Origin of the sequence: Colwellia sp. PAMC 20917 (genome assembly GCF_001767295.1) — a bacterium.
Taxonomy (GTDB): domain Bacteria; phylum Pseudomonadota; class Gammaproteobacteria; order Enterobacterales; family Alteromonadaceae; genus Colwellia_A.
On record NZ_CP014944.1, the window covers coordinates 4,025,584 to 4,044,675 of the forward strand.

At 37.7% G+C, this 19,092-nt stretch carries 16 protein-coding genes; 10 read left to right on the forward strand and 6 right to left on the reverse strand.

Annotated elements, in window-relative coordinates; translation table 11 throughout:
• Positions 1–118 precede the first annotated feature (118 nt).
• The 3 genes from smc (at position 119) to ligA (ending at position 6,858) form a co-directional block, all read left to right on the forward strand.
• A complete protein-coding gene (smc, locus tag A3Q34_RS17240) occupies positions 119–3,619 on the forward strand; it encodes a chromosome segregation protein SMC (RefSeq protein ID WP_070376467.1) in 3,501 nt (1,166 codons plus the stop codon).
• A gap of 57 nt (positions 3,620–3,676) precedes the next feature.
• Positions 3,677–4,741, forward strand: coding sequence for a cell division protein ZipA (gene zipA, locus A3Q34_RS17245; RefSeq protein WP_070376468.1), 1,065 nt, complete (start codon positions 3,677–3,679; stop codon positions 4,739–4,741).
• A 74-nt stretch (positions 4,742–4,815) separates the two neighbouring features.
• A complete protein-coding gene (ligA, locus tag A3Q34_RS17250; RefSeq protein ID WP_070376469.1) occupies positions 4,816–6,858 on the forward strand; it encodes an NAD-dependent DNA ligase LigA in 2,043 nt (680 codons plus the stop codon).
• A gap of 41 nt (positions 6,859–6,899) precedes the next feature.
• On the opposite strand, the gene A3Q34_RS17255 is transcribed toward ligA, so the two are convergent.
• Positions 6,900–7,262: a hypothetical protein gene (locus tag A3Q34_RS17255; RefSeq protein WP_070376470.1), complete on the reverse strand. Its 363-nt coding sequence runs from the start codon at positions 7,260–7,262 to the stop codon at positions 6,900–6,902.
• 221 nt (positions 7,263–7,483) lie between these two features.
• Between A3Q34_RS17255 and A3Q34_RS17260 the strand changes: the two genes are divergently transcribed.
• From A3Q34_RS17260 to A3Q34_RS17290, 6 genes are all read left to right on the forward strand, one after another.
• The gene (locus A3Q34_RS17260) at positions 7,484–8,314 is read left to right on the forward strand and encodes a spondin domain-containing protein (RefSeq protein ID WP_070376471.1); all 831 of its coding nucleotides are present in this window, start codon (positions 7,484–7,486) and stop codon (positions 8,312–8,314) included.
• Between the two features lie 17 nt (positions 8,315–8,331).
• Positions 8,332–9,174: a spondin domain-containing protein gene (locus tag A3Q34_RS17265; RefSeq protein ID WP_070376472.1), complete on the forward strand. Its 843-nt coding sequence runs from the start codon at positions 8,332–8,334 to the stop codon at positions 9,172–9,174.
• A 375-nt stretch (positions 9,175–9,549) separates the two neighbouring features.
• Positions 9,550–10,275, forward strand: a complete 726-nt coding sequence (locus tag A3Q34_RS17275; RefSeq protein ID WP_070376474.1) for a response regulator transcription factor — start codon at positions 9,550–9,552, stop codon at positions 10,273–10,275.
• The gene (locus A3Q34_RS17280) at positions 10,272–11,753 is read left to right on the forward strand and encodes a sensor histidine kinase (protein WP_070376475.1); all 1,482 of its coding nucleotides are present in this window, start codon (positions 10,272–10,274) and stop codon (positions 11,751–11,753) included. The genes A3Q34_RS17275 and A3Q34_RS17280 overlap by 4 nt, the downstream gene beginning before the upstream one ends.
• 88 nt (positions 11,754–11,841) lie before the next feature.
• Positions 11,842–12,648, forward strand: coding sequence for a M48 family metallopeptidase (locus A3Q34_RS17285; protein WP_070376476.1), 807 nt, complete (start codon positions 11,842–11,844; stop codon positions 12,646–12,648).
• 254 nt (positions 12,649–12,902) lie between these two features.
• Positions 12,903–14,096, forward strand: coding sequence for a GAF domain-containing sensor histidine kinase (locus A3Q34_RS17290; protein ID WP_070376477.1), 1,194 nt, complete (start codon positions 12,903–12,905; stop codon positions 14,094–14,096).
• A gap of 109 nt (positions 14,097–14,205) precedes the next feature.
• Here A3Q34_RS17290 and A3Q34_RS20125 read toward each other — a convergent pair whose 3' ends face one another.
• Both A3Q34_RS20125 and A3Q34_RS20130 read right to left on the reverse strand, forming a co-directional pair.
• Positions 14,206–14,469 carry a hypothetical protein gene (locus A3Q34_RS20125; RefSeq protein WP_083278072.1) on the reverse strand — a complete coding sequence of 88 codons (264 nt, stop codon included), beginning with the start codon at positions 14,467–14,469 and terminating at the stop codon, positions 14,206–14,208.
• Positions 14,470–14,665: 196 nt separating this feature from the next.
• Positions 14,666–15,115, reverse strand: coding sequence for a LysR family transcriptional regulator (locus A3Q34_RS20130; RefSeq protein ID WP_083278073.1), 450 nt, complete (start codon positions 15,113–15,115; stop codon positions 14,666–14,668).
• Positions 15,116–15,376: 261 nt separating this feature from the next.
• On the opposite strand from A3Q34_RS20130, the gene A3Q34_RS17300 reads away from it, so the two are divergent.
• Positions 15,377–15,835 carry a Rap1a/Tai family immunity protein gene (locus tag A3Q34_RS17300; protein WP_070376478.1) on the forward strand — a complete coding sequence of 153 codons (459 nt, stop codon included), beginning with the start codon at positions 15,377–15,379 and terminating at the stop codon, positions 15,833–15,835.
• A 225-nt stretch (positions 15,836–16,060) separates the two neighbouring features.
• Here the strand turns inward: A3Q34_RS17300 and A3Q34_RS17305 are convergent, their stop codons facing one another.
• The 3 genes from A3Q34_RS17305 to A3Q34_RS17320 all read right to left on the reverse strand — a co-directional run bounded on the left by A3Q34_RS17305 (position 16,061) and on the right by A3Q34_RS17320 (position 18,963).
• A complete protein-coding gene (locus A3Q34_RS17305) occupies positions 16,061–17,071 on the reverse strand; it encodes a GGDEF domain-containing protein (protein WP_197517612.1) in 1,011 nt (336 codons plus the stop codon).
• Positions 17,072–17,144: 73 nt separating this feature from the next.
• Positions 17,145–17,432, reverse strand: a complete 288-nt coding sequence (locus A3Q34_RS17310; RefSeq protein ID WP_157471026.1) for a hypothetical protein — start codon at positions 17,430–17,432, stop codon at positions 17,145–17,147.
• Positions 17,433–17,643: 211 nt separating this feature from the next.
• Positions 17,644–18,963 carry a Na+/H+ antiporter NhaC family protein gene (locus tag A3Q34_RS17320; protein WP_070376482.1) on the reverse strand — a complete coding sequence of 440 codons (1,320 nt, stop codon included), beginning with the start codon at positions 18,961–18,963 and terminating at the stop codon, positions 17,644–17,646.
• Positions 18,964–19,092: the final 129 nt, after the last annotated feature.

The window sequence follows — 19,092 nt, forward strand, 5'->3', positions numbered from 1 at the left end:
ATTATAAAATAAATTGATAAATTGAACAGATGTTTCATGTTACAAAATATAGATAACTCTGGTAAAATTTTATTGCCGAGTATTATCAAAGTATAACAATAAAAGGTTTCTGTGTTTTATGCGTTTAAAGCATATAAAACTTGCTGGTTTTAAATCGTTTGTTGACCCGACCAAAGTGCCATTTGAACAAAGAATGACAGCTATTGTTGGGCCAAACGGTTGTGGGAAATCGAATATCATTGACGCTGTTCGTTGGGTACTTGGTGAAAGTTCAGCGAAAAATTTGCGTGGTGATGCCATGACTGATGTCATTTTTAATGGCGCAGCAACACGCAAGCCGGTCGGACAAGCATCTGTTGAATTGTTATTCGATAATATTGATGGTCGCATACAAGGCAACATGGCCGATCGTAATCAAGTTTCTATTCGACGCGTTATAAATCGTGATAGCCAAAATACATATTATTTAAACGGTAGTAAATGCCGCCGTCGAGATATCACCGATATTTTCCTGGGTACCGGTCTTGGTCCTCGCAGTTATGCGATTATTGAGCAAGGTACTATCTCAAAACTTATTGAATCTAAGCCGCAAGAGTTACGTGTTTTTATTGAAGAAGCCGCGGGTATTTCTAAATATAAAGAACGCCGCAGAGACACTGAAAATAGGATCAGACATACGCGTGAAAACCTTGAACGCTTAAACGATATACGTGTTGAGCTTGGTTTACAAATCGATAAACTGCATCAACAGGCAGAAGCAGCTAAACGTTTTAAAACGTTAAAAACTAGAGAGCGTAAATATAGAGCTGAGTTGACTGTTTTAAAATGGCAAAAATTTGATCAGCAAGCTAACGAGCAAAAACAACAAGTAAGTCAATATCAAACAGAAATAGAAGCTTTGATTGTTGAACAGAAAAAAATCGATATCCAGTTGTTTGATGCTAAACAAAAAGTGACCATAGGCGGAGAGTCTAGCGGTGAGCTACATCAACAAAAATTACTATTAAGTAATGATATTGCTCGTGCAGAACAAAACATCAAACATTTAAAGCAACAAAAACAGAAAGCCCAACACGATAACAGTGTTACCCAGCAACAGCTGATTAATGCGCAACAATTGGTGCTAGCCGAGCAAGAACAACTCCAAAAAAGCACTTTAAAAATTACCGAACACGTACCTGAACTTGAACTCATAGAGCAGCAACTGCTTGAGAGTCAAATTCAGTTAGAAGGCTATATTGAACAGCAGCGAAATGAGCATCAGCAATGGCAAGCTTTACAACGCCAACACCAAGATACAAATGATCAACAGCTGAGTGTTAATCAGCGAATCTCTCAGTTAAGCGAGCAGATAAGTCAGCAGCAGCAGCGCCAGCAATCATTAACACATTTATTAGCGAATTTAACCAAAGAGAGCTTCAGCGAAAATGTCGAGAGTACTGCTGAGCTTAGCAACAAGCTACTTAAGCAAGAAAAACACCAGCAGTCTTTACTAAAACAATATAAAGATAATGAATCAAAGCAACTCGTACTCGTTACCCAAATCAGCCTAGCCTCGAAGCAGCAAGCACAGTACAGTGGAGAAATAGCAGCATTAAAGCTTTATTTACAGCAGTTACTGACACAACAAAATCAACAAGCAGGTTGGCGCATTAAACAAAAAGAATGGTTAAGTGTGCGCGGGCAAAAAGTGCTTGGCGCTGTTTTTCAATTATTAACCGTAGAAACAGCCTGGCAGGCAAGTGTCGAATTAGTGCTACATCATTGGTTACAAGGCGAGTTGGTTGAATATTTCCCCACAGAAGTCACCATTGAACCACTATTTTTAGTGCTAGATCAACAAATAAACAAGACTAGTGCGACTCGTTCAGTGAAAGCAACAAGCGGTACATTGGCTGAACAAGTTAAAGGCTTACCGGCAATAACGGCCTTGCTAAATAATATTTTTATTGCCCAAGATTACCAACAAGCGCAACAGATAATGTTAACGCTTGCTGATCACCAGTCAGTTATTTGCAAAGATGGTACTTGGTTAAGTCGGTATTTTCTGCGAAAAGGAAGCGCTGAAAATTTTGATGCCTTGCTACAGTTAACGGATAATATCAGCCAGACTTCAGAAAAAGTGACTGAGTTAACACTCAGTATTCAAGCATGCCAAGATAAAGAAAGTCAGCTGATAAAAAGCAAAGAACAATTTGTGAGTGACGCTAAGATACTTAAAACGGCAATCGAACAATCTACTTATCAAGTTCAGGCTTTACAGCAAAAAATTGCTTTGGCTAAACAAGCGGCAGAGCAACGCGATAAACAAAGCAGCCTTTATCAACAAGAACTAACAACGCTAGAAAGTTTACTGAGCCAAAACAAAAAATTATTATCAGTACAAGAAGATGCGCTTACAAAACTACCAAAGCATGATGCCGAACAGCTTATGCATATCAGCAGTGCACAAGAGAGTTTACAAAGAAAAATTCAAGACAGCCAAGAAAGTAGCCAAAGGTTCCACCAACAAAAACATCAGCAAGCGTTAATGATTGAAAAATTGAATCATGAGCAAACTCAAGGCCAATTATCATTGGTTCGTGCGCAAGAAAGTATTCAACAACTCACCAAACAACAACGCATGCATCAAGAAATCGTTGAAGAGTGTGCATCGCCGTTGCAAATTGATGAGCAAAAGTTACAAGCATGGCTAATCGACGTTGCGGAACTTAATGAAAAAATAGCAAAGATACAGCACGATACAACAGACTCTAAAACACTGATTAGTGATGCAGAATCAAAAGTTCAGCAACTCACTAGAAATATTAACAGTAAGAAAGAGCAAATTAATGCTGTTCATTTAACCGCAGAAAGTTATCGTTTACGTGCTGATGCGGCACTCGAGCAACTTAATGAAATGCAACAGAATTTATTGGCGGTGCAAACCGCTATGCCAGATCAGGCAAAAGAGCCTTTATGGCAGGCTCATATTGTTAATTTAGGTAAAGATATTAATCGTTTAGGGGCAATAAATCTTGCAGCAATCAATGAATATCAAATACAATTTGAGCGAAAGACCTATCTTGATCAACAAGATGAAGATTTAACCCAGGCGATTAATACGTTAGAATTAGCTATTGCTAAGATAGATAAAGAAAGCCGTCACAAATTTAAAAATACCTTTGAAAAAATTAATAGTGATCTTAAAGCATTATTTCCTAAGGTTTTTGGTGGTGGTAGTGCCTATTTAGCCTTAACAGATGATGATATGCTTGAAACGGGTGTTACTATTATGGCTAGACCGCCAGGTAAAAAAAATAGCACGATTCACTTATTATCTGGTGGCGAAAAAGCGCTGACCGCATTATCATTAGTGTTCGCAATTTTTAGGTTAAATCCTGCACCATTTTGTATGCTTGATGAAGTCGATGCGCCTCTTGATGATGCTAACGTTAGTCGTTTTTGTAACTTGGTGCGAGAGATGTCGCAAACTGTACAGTTTATTTATATCAGCCATAATAAAATAGCTATGGAAATGGCGAGTCAGTTAACCGGTGTTACTATGTTTGAACCGGGCGTATCAAAAATGGTAGCTGTAGATATTGATGAAGCAATCGCTATGGCTGAATTAGAATAAGTACAAAATTAAGTAAAGCTAAACCAAGCTGAAAATAGAATAATAAAAGGCTATCCGATGGAATATAATTTCAGAACTGCATTGATTGTTATCAGTGCTGTGGTGATCACGGCAATATTTGTTCATGGTTTTTGGACCATAAGAAAAAATAAAAACCCTTATAAGCTTAAAGCAAAAGCTGAAAAAGTTGAGCCTAATAACCGAGGTTTTGATGGCTCAGGCTTTGATCAAGATGGTGTTAGTAAGCCAAGAGTCGTTGAAAACTCACTTGGTGCCCAATCATATGATGAAGAGATGCCTATGCCATCGACAGCTGAATATGAAGAACAAGCTTCATCATATCGCGAATTTAGTGCCGAAGATGATGAACCAAGTTTGGGGGATATGTCTTCTTTTGATGAAACTTCTGCTAAAAAAGATAACAACAGTGCTGATTTACGTGATCATGATGCATCATTATTTGGCTCGGTTACAGCCAAAGAAGCGGCTGTTATTGAGAGAATTGAAACACCTGTTTATCAAACACCGATAACATCAGCTAAACAACCCTTAAAAACCTCGGCGCGTTTTACTGAAAAAGCGCCTGTTAAGCGAGACCAAATAGAGATAAATTTTGGCAGTGAAAGCAAAGAAAGTAAAAGCGCGGCCAAAAAAGAATCGATAATCCCTCAGCATAAAAAAGTGGAAGTTGAACCTGATGTACTGGTTATTTCAGTGGTTATGCCTGAAAAACAGCAAATGTCAGGTGCCGCACTTTTACCGACATTATTAACATTAGGTATGAAATACGGAGAGATGAACATCTTTCACCGCCATCAAGATAATGCTGGAAATGGTAAAGTTACCTTTAGTTTAGCAAATATCATGAAACCAGGCACATTTGATCTCGACAATATGGAAAGCTTTACTACACAAGGTATTAGCCTTTTTATGATGTTACCTAATGCGGGCGATGCTTCCGTCGTCTTTGAGCAAATGCTCAACGCAGCAAAGCAACTCGCTTTAGAATTTAATGGTCAATTATTAGATGACAAACGTAATGTTATGACCAAACAAACAGAACAACATTACGTGGGTAAAATTCGCGAATTTACGCGAAGAAATTTAATCGCCTCATCTTAAAATCAAGCAAACTCTGACAGGTTAATTTATTGATTAACCTGTAATTTAAACTCTTTCAAAAGTAATTCATTCTTATGTCATCACCTGCTAATGCGACTCGAGTACAAGAGCTTCATCAACTTATCAATCAATTAAATCATCAATATTACGACCTAGATGAACCCAGTGTTCCTGATGCAGAATATGATCGCTTAATGCGAGAACTTATTTCAATTGAAACAGCAGAGCCAGAATTAAAATTACTTGATTCACCGAGTCAAAAAGTCGGTGGGCAAGCGTTAAAATCTTTTAGTCAAGTGACACACCAAGTACCTATGCTATCCCTTGATAACGTATTTTCTGGTGATGAATGGCAAGCTTTTGCTAAGCGTGTAAAAGACCGTTTGCTTTCAAAAGAAACTATTAAATACTGTGCCGAGCCAAAACTTGATGGTTTAGCGGTGAGTTTACGCTACGAAAATGGTGTTTTAGTGCAAGCAGCTACGCGCGGGGATGGCGCTGTGGGTGAAAATATCACGGTAAATGTTCGCACGATCAAATCGATACCTTTAAAATTAACCGGTGATAACTACCCTGATATATTAGAGGTTCGCGGCGAAGTTTTTATGCCCAAAGCCAGCTTTAATGCCTTAAATGCTAGTGCGCTAAAAAAAGGGGAAAAGATTTTCGCAAACCCAAGAAACGCAGCTGCAGGTAGTTTACGCCAATTAGACTCAAAAATAGCCGCTAAACGCAACTTAGCTTTTTATGTCTATGGTATTGGTTATGTTGAACAAGCATCAAGTCAAACATTAGGCGAACAGTGGTTAGAAAATTCACACTATCAACGTCTTTGCCAGTTAAAAACATTGGGTTTACCTATGTGCCCAGAAGTTAAGTTACTGAGTGACTCGTCAGAAGTCGCCAGCTTTTATCAATATATCATGCAAGAACGTGACAATTTAAGCTATGAAATAGATGGCACCGTTTTTAAAGTTGATGATATAGCCCTACAAAAAAAATTAGGCTTTGTTGCTCGAGCACCGCGCTGGGCAACCGCTTATAAATTTCCGGCACAGGAAGAGACAACACAATTACTGGATGTTGACTTTCAAGTAGGCCGAACCGGGGCTATTACTCCGGTTGCGCGTTTAAATCCTATTTTTGTTGGTGGTGTAACCGTCAGCAATGCGACCTTACATAATCAGGATGAGATTGAGCGCTTAGGTATCAAAATCAATGATTTTGTCACGATCAGAAGAGCGGGTGATGTCATTCCACAAATTGTCAGTGTTCAATTGCAAAAGCGTCCTGAAAACTCTCGTGACATCGTTTTTCCGATAACCTGTCCAGTATGTGATTCTGCTGTGGTTAAGGCTGAAGGCGAAGCCGTATTACGTTGTACGGGGGGCTTATATTGTGGCGCACAACGTAAAGAAGCAATTAAACATTTTTCGTCACGAAAAGCCCTCGATATAGATGGTTTAGGGGATAAATTAGTTGAGCAATTAGTCGACGAAAACTTGATTAAAACCCCTGCTGACTTATTTAAGTTAACGGAATTAGACGTGAGTACTATGGCTCGTATGGGTAAAAAATCGGCAGATAATTTAATTTCAGGTCTAGTAAAAGCAAGAACTACTACATTGCCTAAATTTATTTATGCACTCGGTATTCGCGAAGTAGGTGAAACCACTGCGACTAATTTAGCCAATTATTTTCTTAACTTCGCTGCAATCAAAGTGGCGAATGAAGAACTTTTGCAAAAAGTGCCTGATGTTGGGGCAGTAGTTGCTAAAAATATTACGCAATTTTTTCAGCAAGACCATAACATTGAAGTAGTCAGTGAGCTTGAAAGTATAATGTCATGGTCAGATATTGAAGTAAAATCTGCAGAACAACAGCCCTTGAAAGATAAAATATTTGTCTTAACCGGCACATTGACACAAATGGGGCGCAACGAAGCTAAAGCAGAATTACAAGCACTGGGCGCTAAAGTATCAGGCAGTATCTCAGTAAAAACTGACTTTTTAGTCGCTGGCGAAAAGGCTGGGTCAAAGCTAACGAAAGCGCAAGACCTAGGGGTAGACATATTGACCGAAGACGAGCTGGTAACCTTGCTTGCAAAACATAAATAAGGTTATTACTGATTTCTAGGCGTTAAATAATAAATAGCCGGTTAAATAATAATCAATGCGTAAACAAATAACAGCATAGGTAAAGGTAAAATAACGGTAAAAATAATGGCCTCACACCATTCGATTGTTGAATAAAACTTTCGCCACGGTTTATTCTCTTGTTTATTTGATTGTAAAGTCACAAAGAAGAAAATAAAACTGGCTACGACTAAGGTTTGTAAAGCCGCAAATAAAATAAATATAGCGAACCACACCAAGACAATAGGGGTGCTTTGCTCAATTTGCTTACTTAACATAAAAAATAGTGCAAACGAGAAACCGCTCCACGCTAGTAATTTCCAGCGATATGAAGAACAAGTAATGGCAATATTATTGAATAGTGCTGGTGTTAACCGATATTTCATATAAATTCTAAAAAATGATAATGATTAATAATTTTGTCACGCTTGTTGCCGGACTTGTAAGATTTAATAAATATTATCAATACAGAGAACCTCTTTCTCTAAATAAATTTCATTACTTTTACAATTAATTCTTGTGATGAATTCGTGATAACTTCGTGAAACCTTCGTAATATCTGCTGCGCATACTGAATGCGAAATCATTTAGTTATCAAAGGAAAGTTATGAAATTTTTTAAAGTCGCATCAGCTATCGCATTAGCTTGTTCAAGTTCAGCATTAATGGCACAAACCATTGATATTCAAATTACTAACCTAACCCATGCACAACATTTTACGCCACGCTTAGTGATAGCCCATGATAATTCTGTTGATGCTTTTGAACCCGGTGTTGAAGCTACATCAGCATTAGCATGGCTTGCAGAAGCTGGTGTCATTGATGATGCGCAAAACCCTGCATCAGCAGGTCAAAACTTTGAAGCACTTTTAGGCCCTACAGATACCGATAATACAACGAATACATGGCATCGTTTTGGTGGTTTAGCTGCACCATCAACGTCTTTAAGCTATGCCTTTGATACGATGGATAAGCCTTATCTTTCAATTTTATCTATGTTGATCCCAACGAATGATGCATTTGTTGGCTTAGACAGTATTAAAATTCCAACTACGCCAGGTACTTATACTTATATGTTACACGCATATGATGCAGGTACAGAATTAAATGACGAATTAAACAGTATGCGTACTGATATTGTTGAACAAGGTGGTGCTGCACTTGGTGGTTACGGTGTACCAGGTGTTGCAGGTGCAGGTGCTTCTCCAGTGCCATTAGGTGTTGGTGGAACAGGTGTTGCAGTAAAAGTTGGTTTTGCTGAAGATGGAAGTGCAATTGGTGCTAATGAAGTTGTTGATGGTACCGATGGTCCCGTACATATTCATAGAAATATTTTAGGCGATACCAGTCTTACCGATGGAGCAAGTGATTTACAATCGACAGAGCATCGTTGGTTGAACCCTGTTGCCCGAGTAACCATTACTATCCCAGCATCTTAATTTAGGGAGAATAGAACATGAATATTAATAAAATAAGTGTAGTGTTATTGCCTCTTATTGCTGTATTAGCAACGGGTTGTGGCGGTGATGATGGAAGTAATGGTACAGCTGGTCAAGCCGGTGCTGCCGGTACTGCGGGTGTTGATGGAACTGATGGTACTAACGGTGCTGATGGCACTAATGGAACTAACGGTAACCTAGCTGTTTTCACTGTTCAGTTAACTAATTTAACCTATAGTCAGCCATTTTCACCAGCGGCGATTATTCTACATGAACCTGGCTACCATGCCTTTATCGATGGTGAAGCCGCCAGTCTTGGTTTAGAACAGCTAGCTGAAGGTGGTGACCCTACTGAACTTCTTGCTGAAGCTTTAGCTGCAACGCAGTATTTAGATGCCACGGCTACAGATGGTGCAACGGGACCTCGTTCTATTGGTACAATGTCGACTCTCGTTGTACCGTTACTCGACGTAGATGATTTAAGACTTAGTTTCACAACAATGTTAGTTGACACTAATGATGCGTTTACCGGTCTTAATGCGGCTGACATCAGTAATATGACCGTCGGACAATCAATGATCTTTATGGCTCCTACGTGGGACTCTGGCACTGAAGCTAATACAGAAACAGCAATGACTATGCCTGGTCCAGCAGCTGGTGCTGCAGGAGGCGGCGGAGCAAGTGCTGGTTTTGATGCCGCACGTGATGATCTTTTTGACTTAGTTCATTTCCATCGCGGTGTTGTTACTAATGCCAATGCTAATGATGAGAGTAAGGAAGGTTTAAGCACGTCGGTATTAACAGAAGCGGATCGCTGGGATAATCCAACGTCACGTATCATAGTCACTCGAACTCGATAAATTGGCTGGCGTCGTTGCAGGCGTCGCTAACTCTACATTGCTAGTGATAGTTAATAAACTCAAAGAGTTGATACAAGATAAAATAATAAATGTTTCGAAAGTATTTATGCCCGAGCAAGTTCTTATGCTCAGGCATAAAGAAAAAATAATGCAGAACACATTACTGTTGTTGGTATTGGCTTAGGTGTATCGATAGAGAGTTAGCTCAATAATAGCTTAACTTGAGTCGATGAGATTTATAACTCTTGCTTGGCTACCTAATAATATTAATGAGCATTAAAATTGTCCCATAAAGTATATTCAATCAATAGTTGATGAACTTTTTTTCTTTGTGCTGTAATTCTTAATAATAAATAGAATAAAACGGAGCAAAGCATGGACACAATTTTAGTGGTTGAAGATGATCAAGATATTGCAGATTTAATGATTTTAAATTTACAAGAGCTGTCATTAACAGTTGAACACTGCTTAACCGGAGAGCTAGCGCTACAGAAAGTTATTGATAATAACTATGCTCTCGTTTTATTGGATGTGATGCTACCAGGTATTTCAGGTTTAGATGTTTGCCGACAACTACGTGAACAAAAACCAGAACAAGTGATCTTAATGATCACCTCTCGTGATAGTGAAATTGATCGTGTATTAGGGCTTGAGTTGGGCGCAGACGATTATATGAGTAAACCTTTTAGTGTACGTGAATTACAAGCTAGGGTAAGAAGTCAGCTGCGACGTTTACATTTAGCGGCTCAGCGAGAGCAAAAACACTCACAACAACTGCAACCAGAACAGCATTTAACAATAGGTGAACTGCAAATCAATAATACCACTCATCGAACACTATTGGCCGGAAAAGAACTAGAGCTAACCTCCACTGAATTCGACTTACTCTTATTTTTGGCCTCTCATCCTGAGCAAGTATTTTCTCGAGAACAGCTACTTAGTCACGTCTGGGGATACAACCATAGTGGTTATGAGCATACTGTAAATTCTCATATCAATCGCTTACGTAACAAAGTTGAAAAAAATGCCACTAAACCTGAAATTGTGCAAACAGTTTGGGGGGTGGGTTATAAATTTAATAAAAAAGGTGTTGCCGCATGAAACTGTCTTTATATCACCGTTTGTCTCTTTCTTTATTGGTGGTATTCATCGCAATTATTAGTGTGTTTTATATTTGGGCGCAACAGCTTGAGCAAAAAACAAGATATGAATCAGAACAAAATTTACACTTATCTTTAGCGGCTAATCTAGCCAGAGACAACCCATTATTGCAACAAGGTGTTTATGATCACCAAGCGTTGAAAAATTTATTTCATACCTTAATGGTTTTAGGCCCTGCCTTTGAGTTTTATTTTGTTGACCCTGCAGGTAAAATTATTACTCATTCGATTACTCCAACATTAATTAAACGCACAAAAATTGATTTACTCCCGCTTATTCAATTGACACAAAATCAAGCTGCGTTACCTATTTATGGCGATGATCCACAACATCTTTCTCGTAAAAAAATATTTTCTGCTGCGCCTGTTTTTAATGGCAGTAGTTTGCAAGGTTACCTATATGTCATTGTTACCGGTGAACGTTACGAATCTGCTTTTAAGCGATTGCAGTCAAGCAGGCAAGCCGAGCTTTCTATTCTGGCAATGTTTGGTGCTATGCTATTCTTTTTTGTAGTGATGTTAGGAATATTTGCTTATTTTACTCGTCCGTTAAGACGCTTGAGTAGAGATATTAAAGCACTAAGAGCGGTTGGTTTTGATAAAAGTAAAGTGAATCTCGCTAAATGGATGCCTAACAGTCGTAATGAAGTACATCAACTTGGTGAAGCGTTTGAACAAATGGTTAAACAAATTAATCAACAATTTAGCATGTTACAAAAAAATGATGAGCATCGACGAGAGCTGTTGGCTGATATCTCTCATGATTTACGAACACCCCTGTCGTCTCTGCAAGGTTATATTGAAACCCTTGAATTAAAAAGTGATCAGGTCACTAAAGAACAACGACAAAAATATATCGAAATAGCGTTGAAAAACGCTCAACAATTAAAAGGACTTATTGATCAAATATTTGAGTTAGCCCATCTTGAAAGTGGTCAAGTTTCTTTGAATCTTGAAGCGTTTAATTTAGCTGAACTTTTATATGATGTTGTTGCTAAATTTAGTTTACAAACCTCAGCTAAGCATATAGAAGTTAATATCGTACCTGAGTGTTCTTACACCCAAGTTCATAGTGATATTGGAAAATTAGAGCGGGTATTAAGTAATTTACTAGAAAATGCTATTCGCCATACTGCTGAATTAGGAAAAATCACCTTATCTATTACTGAGGTGGATAAAAACCACTGTCAATTAAATATTACTGATACGGGCACAGGCATTAAAGAAGATGAGCTGCCCTATATTTTTGATACGCGTTATCGTGCAAGTAATGCTGTTCAAGACAAGCAGAAGCATACTGGACTTGGGCTTGCTATCACTAAAAAACTATTGGAATTATTAAAATCTGATATAAAGGTAACGAGTACGTTAGGCGAAGGGACAACATTTTCTATTAATTTAGGTAAAGTTTCGTTATAAATTTAATTTTAACAGTCGAATTTTTTGCCAACATTCCTTAGAATACCTATTAGGATTTCATTTAAAAAATTTCACCTAAGGAAATATCGTGAATAACAAAGCTACCCTCTTATTAACACTTGCTGCGTTTATCGTTTTAGCAAGCTGTGCAAAATCTTCAACTGGACGTAATCAAATAACGCTTTTCTCAAGTTCAGATCTCAATAAAATGGGTGCCAGTTCGTTTGAACAAATGAAAGAAAAAGAAAAAATCAGCAGTGATATTGCGGTAAATAATTACGTACAATGTGTCGCGAAAGCTATCACTAAAAACGTGCCTAAATCTGCTCATAAAGGAGAGTGGGAGGTTGTTGTTTTTGACTCTGAACAAGTCAATGCATTCGCTTTACCCGGCGGTAAAATTGGTGTTTATACGGGGATTTTAAAAGTTGCTGAAAATCAAAATCAACTTGGGGCAATTATTGGTCATGAAGTCGGGCATGTTATTGAACGTCATTCTAATGAAAGGATGTCATCAAGTAAAATTTCTCAAACAGGTATGGCTGTTGTCGATACGGCCCTATCCGTTGGAAATGTTGAAAACCGCAACTTGTGGATGTCTGGTTTAGGCTTAGGGTTACAGTACGGTATATTAATGCCCTATGGACGTACCCATGAAAGTGAAGCTGATATAGTTGGGCAAGACTTAATGGCAAAATCAGGATTTGAACCATCGGCAGCTATTAGTTTGTGGCAGAACATGGCTAAACTTTCAAACGGTTCACCACCAGAATTTATGTCAACACACCCATCAAATGAAACCCGTATTAATCAGTTAACAGAACATTTGCCTAAGTCCCAAGCTTATTATAAGGCCAGTAACGCACCCAGCTGTAAAAAACCACAGAATATTTAAAGACTTCTATAGAGTCTTTAGGCTCAAATACAGCAGTAATTGATTCTTCTGCCCTCTAATTGTAGAGACGTTATTTTAATTATATTGATAGCTGGTTTTAGTAACATAGCAACAAATGTGATTGATTTTTGTTTAAACTGTTACATATCAGAAATTAACATTGTAAAATACGCTATAGTCATTGGAATATAGTTGAATGTAATTTTCTGTTTTTCCTATAAACGTAGTTAACGCACCCTAAGGATTTGCGTATTATGATAAGTGCTGATCTGCACCCCGAAGAATTACAACGTATTGATGAATTACTCAGATATGAAGTATTAGACACTGAAGATGAAAAGGGGCTTGATGAACTTACACAGTTGGCTAGCGCCATTTGTGGTACTTCTATTTCTCTCATCTCTCTTGTCGACAAAGACCGTCAGTGGTTTAAATCTCGAGTAGGTCTTAATGCTAAAGAAACACCAAGGGATATCGCTTTTTGTTCACATGCTATTTTACAAGATGACATCTTTGAAGTACCTGATACTTTAGCGGATGAACGCTTTGTCGATAATCCGTTGGTAACAGGTACCCCAGATATTCGTTTTTATGCGGGAACACCTCTGGTCAGTACAAACGGCATGCCTATCGGTACCTTATGTGTTATTGATACAGTTCCCCATAAACTGGATGAAAAACAACAATTAGCATTAAATACATTAGCAAAACAAGTGGTTAGTCAATTAGAACTAAGGTTGCGTAACCGTCAGTTAGAGCGAATGCAAGCAGATCAAGAAAAAATATTTGCCATTTTGTCTCATGATTTACGCTCTCCTTTTAATGGTATTTTAGGGTTATCAAAAATTTTGCATGAAAATGCTGATACCCTTGAGCCTGAGCTTATTGCTGAGATGGCTGATGGCATTTTAGAGTCATCACTGACTTTTTATCAGCTACTAGACGAAATTCTTCAATGGTCGCGTAATCAATTAGGCGCGGTTCATGCTGAATTGAAAACGACCGCGTTAAAGCCCCTGATAACAGAAACGCTTGACTTGATGGCAGAAAGTTTCAATTTAAAAAAAATCAGCATTAAACACGACATCAATGAAAATATTACTGTGATGGCGGACGTTAATTTAACAAAAACTATTATTCGTAATTTATTAGCAAACGCCATTAAATATACGCCAGAACATGGCAGTATCGACATTGAAGCTAAATCTAGTGATGGCCAGGTTAAACTGGTTATAACAGACACCGGTCAAGGTGTTCCTCAAGATATACAAGACCAACTCTTTATTGATTGTGTTGCTAGTCAATGCGGTACTCAAGGTGAATCAGGTAATGGCTTAGGTTTAAGCTTATGTGGTGATTTTGCCCGCAAGCAGCGAGGTTATCTATCTCTAGATAAAACCTATACTGGTGGTGCTAAATTAATCCTTAATTTTCCAAAAAATACTTAATAATAATTAACTAAACGAATGACGGCTTTAGCATAGTATACATCTTGAAAAATAAAGACGGTTGCCAAGCCCCATCTAGGGGCTTTGTTTTGCTAACTGTTTAATAAACTTAAGCCATTGGTTGTTTAAATAGCTTTTTGCCTTCGGTTAATAAATGTTGAACCGCTGGATTTTTGACTTTACGTTCGGGAGAGATCAAGTAGTAATGTTCTTTTATATCATTGGTTTTGCCGATAATGCTCACGTTAAATTGTTCCATAACGTGATCTTCAATCATTGTCGGAGCACAAAAAACACCATAACCCGCCTGACCAAAATACTTAGTTAATATCGAATCATCAAACTCTCCAATAATTAATGGCGAGATACTCAATTGATTAAACTAAGAAAGTACAATTAAACGTTGATTTGTCCCTTCACCAGCAATGAAAAATGATTATTCATCGAGTGAGTGAGGAAAGTTAGCCTGTAATTTATCAACCAAATTTTGGTGAGCAAAAAAGCTAAAACCGCTTTTTCGGATAGCATGGCTATATGCCTTTAACGGGGAAGTCGAAGGCAGGGGAGTATCAGTTAATATCGCGGGGTAGTTCACTTATCGCCAACTCTCCAAGTAATACCTCTAAACTCATTTCCTTATAGATTAATTTTATCGAACTATCCATAGTATAAATTTGCTTAAGGAAATGAAAAGAAAATACTTTTGCTATCACATCTGTAACACCTATTGAAAAGCGGGAAGAAAAATCTGCTGAGTGTTTTTTAAGTGAATAAAGTAATTCGTCCCCTAAACTAAAGATTTCTTCGCTATAACTATAAGTCAAGCGTCTCATTTCGTTCAGCACTAAACGTTTCCCTTTTCGTTCAAATAACAGGTAGCCTAATTGATCTTCAAAAGTACTGAGTTGCGCACTCAACGTTTGTGGAGTTATGTGAATAATTTTTGATGCCTGGGCAATACTGCGATGTTTTACTATAGCATTAAAATACTGTAGGTGGTGATAGTTTAGTTTTGCCATAATGTTCACTTAATGATTTACCTATAGCTATTAAAAATAATAATCCTTAGATTTTTTGTCAATTTTTTTCTAATAAAGAGGTAACAACAATCAGCTTTTATTGTTTTATTTTTGGGTTGTAAAATATCTAGAAAGATAAAACGGCTTAGGTTAGGATGGTTAAGCACTCAAGTTGGTTATTATTGTAGTTTTTGCCATGACTTGTAGAATATTAATACGAGTGGTTATCTGGAAAATTAATTGAATTAAGGAATTTTAAAAATGAAGTTCACTAAAAATTTTATGGCTAAATTTATTTTCGTTTGTTTTTTATTGGCAAGTGGCTCAGTATTTGCGGACTTTAAGTCTGAAATTATTAAATCGTGTAAAGCATACCAACAAGGTATAGACCGTAGTGAAATTAATCCATGTAAACTTTATATCGATGGGTTTATTGACTCATCTTTACTTTCAGAAAGTGCGGTAGTAAAACCAGAGGCGCTAATTGATAATCCTCGAGCGCCAGTCAGTGACTTTGTCAAAAGAGCCTACAACACTCGTGTTACAGCGAGGTCATCATTGACAGAGAAAGGCGGTGATCATGCGTTTTGCATTCCTCTTGAAGAGGACCGAAGAAAAGTGGTCTCTAAAATAGCCAAGTCGATGAAAATTGATGACTTAGAGACGAAATCTTTGAAAGAGGTATTATTTGAAACATTAGTTTCAGACTTTCCATGTTGATCATCAAGGCAGATAAATCGCTGTCTAGCGGCATGTGGAGCACTTCGCTACTTTGGTGTTTCACTTATCGATAATCACGTTATAACGTCTTATTTACTGTTGTTTAGTGCCGAGAGAGCTATGTCGTTAACTTGGCATTTTTATTGTTGCCAACAAACTTGAATTATTGCTCAATAACCAGTGATGCTTACTTAAATGGCTGTTATATCAGCAGACAGCTAATATTTAGTGCGTTGCGTAATTAAAAGTATGACAACTCTGCTTACCTTTGCTCTTCGCTTGGTACATAGCCGAATCAGTTTGTTGCATCAGTAATTCAGGTGAGCTAGTTTTATCTTTATTCCATGCCACTCCAACACTTGCGTGGCAATATAAAGATAACTTACCAATAATATAGGGTTCGTTCATTTTAGCTAAAATACGCTCGATTACCTCATTAATTTCACTAATACAAACAACTTCTTTTAATATAATAGCAAATTCATCACCTCCTAAACGAGCAACGTGCTCTTTAGTTTCTAAATGATCAAGCTGACATACGGCATCTGATTCTCGAATACAAGATTGCAACCTAGTACTGGCTTCTTTTAAAACACAATCGCCAATACAATGACCGTAAGTATCATTGACCACTTTGAAGTCATCTAAATCTAAGTACAGCAAGACAACAAGGGTATCTGACTTTTTAGCCTCTGTTAGAGCTAGCGATAATAACTCATTAAAATATCTTCTATTAGCAATACCGGTTAATTGGTCTTCTCGGGCCTCTTTTACCAACCCCATTTGTTGTTTATAAACTAAGTGAGCAAGACAAGTAATAAAAAGTATATTAATGGCTAACGCGATTGACAGCCTTAACACCGTTTGAATTTCGACAGTATTTAACGATGCTAGTAGTGAGCAGGCTGATACAATGATGGCTGTAATAACAGCAACTTTATATGGGAAGCTATAAAAAAAAGCGGTTACCAAAGGAAAGACAAAGATTATGCCGCGCATACCTAAAAAATAACAAGTAACAACAATGACTAAGGTGATCATTAAAGTTAATATTTTTAACAGCAATGCAGAGAAATTATTTTTATAAACGCAATAAAGAGAAATTGACAGTAAGCAAGAAGAGGTTAAAAGTAGATAGCCGAGTAGTTCTATTTCACTTATAACATGATGAAGACCATAACCTAATATAATAAAGATTGTAGCACAATGCACAAATATTATTATACGTTTAGACAAGCCAGTTATTAAATGAAAGTGCAAATTTAGACCTAGGGACATAAAAATAATAGCTTAATCTTAGTACACAATATTAATATTTTGTAGCCGGCTTAACTTTATCCGTGATTATTGTGACAAAGCTCACTGTCCTCTTAATTTGACATAGGACTATCATGATTAATGATTTATCTAAATTATTGGCTTTAATCGCGTGGTGGTCGTGATTACTACCATCGTGCAATAATAAAGTCATCTCGCCTTTATCATTTTTAATAAAGTTTCCTAAATCAAAATAAGCCCGTGAAAACTTACCTGATAAAGTATGAGGCGTTAATGCCTTTTTCATTGATGCTGGGCTAATAAACTGATTGTTCTGCAAAGCTTTTCCCCAAAGGTATAGGTCAGTGGGGGTAGTGTAATAGCTAATATTGCTGTTGGGTAACCGCCAATCAGCACCGATGGGCGGACATGGTTAAGGTCAATTTTGTTAAAGGTGCTTTTCATTTTAGCGGGCACAAACAAAGTATGCTCTATATAAGCAGGAAAGGCTTGTTGAGTGACTTGCTTAACGCAAGCCTACTTTTGGCAAGCTACTTAGTGATGCGCCAAAAAGCAATACTGGCGACAACTAGCAAGATCATCGGATAAAAAGCACTTGATACCACTTCAATAGGTGATATTTTCAAGGTTGCCCCTAGCAGTAGAGCTTGCGCGCCATAAGGTAGTAATCCTTGGTTAATACAAGCGTAAATATCTAATAAGCTTGCCGAGTGTGCTGGGCTGAGTTGTCCATCTTCTGCTAATTCTTTCGCTGTTTCACCCGTAACAATAATTGATACCGTATTATTTGCGGTAAAAAAGTTACAAGTAAATGCTAACGAAGCGATACCTAAACCGGCGGCACGTTTTTTATTGTTGGGGTTGAGCTTTCGCGCAAAGTGCTCAATTGCATGGGTTAGCGCGGCTAAGCCTCCTTGGCGTTTGATCAGTTCGCTTAAACCACCAATAAACAGCGAAAGAATAAAAATGTCTTGCATACTAGCAAAGCCAGCATTGATATCACTGACCCATGCCGATAATTGATAGCCATTGTCGTACATGCCTATTGCAGCCGCGAGGATAATACCAACAACTAATACGACAAACACATTAAGACCCATTAACGCTAACGTTAGTATGACCAAATAGGGTAATAAGCCAAGTACGTTAATATCTTGGGTTTGTTCATGTGGAATCGTTATTCCCATTGAAGCATAAATAATGAGACATAAAATTGCCGCAGGTACGGCAAATTTAAAATTGACTTTAAATTTGTCTTTCATGTGCGCACCCTGACTGCGCGTCGATGCTATGGTGGTGTCAGATATTATTGATAAATTATCGCCAAAAATAGCGCCTGAAATAATACAGCCAGCAACAATTGAAGCGTCTAAATCGGCAGACTCTATAAAGCCTAATGCAACCGGCGCAATCGCAGCGATGGTGCCCATTGAAGTACCCATGGCAGTAGCAATAAAAGCCGCCACTAAAAATAAGCCCGGCAGTAGTAAGTAATCAGGGAAAAAAGATAAACCTAGCTGAACGCTAGCATCAACACTCCCGGTTGTCTTGGCAACTGTTGCAAAAGCACCAGCGAGTAGATAAATAACACACATAGTAATAATGTTTGCATGACCAGCTCCAGAAATAAATTGGCTCACTTGATCATTAATACTGTCTTTACCTAAATATATAGCCACTAAGATGGCTGGAATAATAGCGATGCTGGCAGGGAGTTGATAAAAAGCAAACTCAACGCCTTGTAGGGTAAGGACAATACCGGTGCCCAGAAATAAACCAAGAAAAACCCCAAAAGGTAACAGGCTAAGTAAACGCTTCTCTGGAGAAGAAATAACGATATCTTTATTCATAAAATTTATCTTTAACATTAAGTTAACGCTAGTCTATCGTAAACTAAATCGATAGCAAAATAATAACGAAAGCATAGCCATAACCGGAAATTATATAAAATAACCAAATGTCTTAAGTTCAAGCTACAG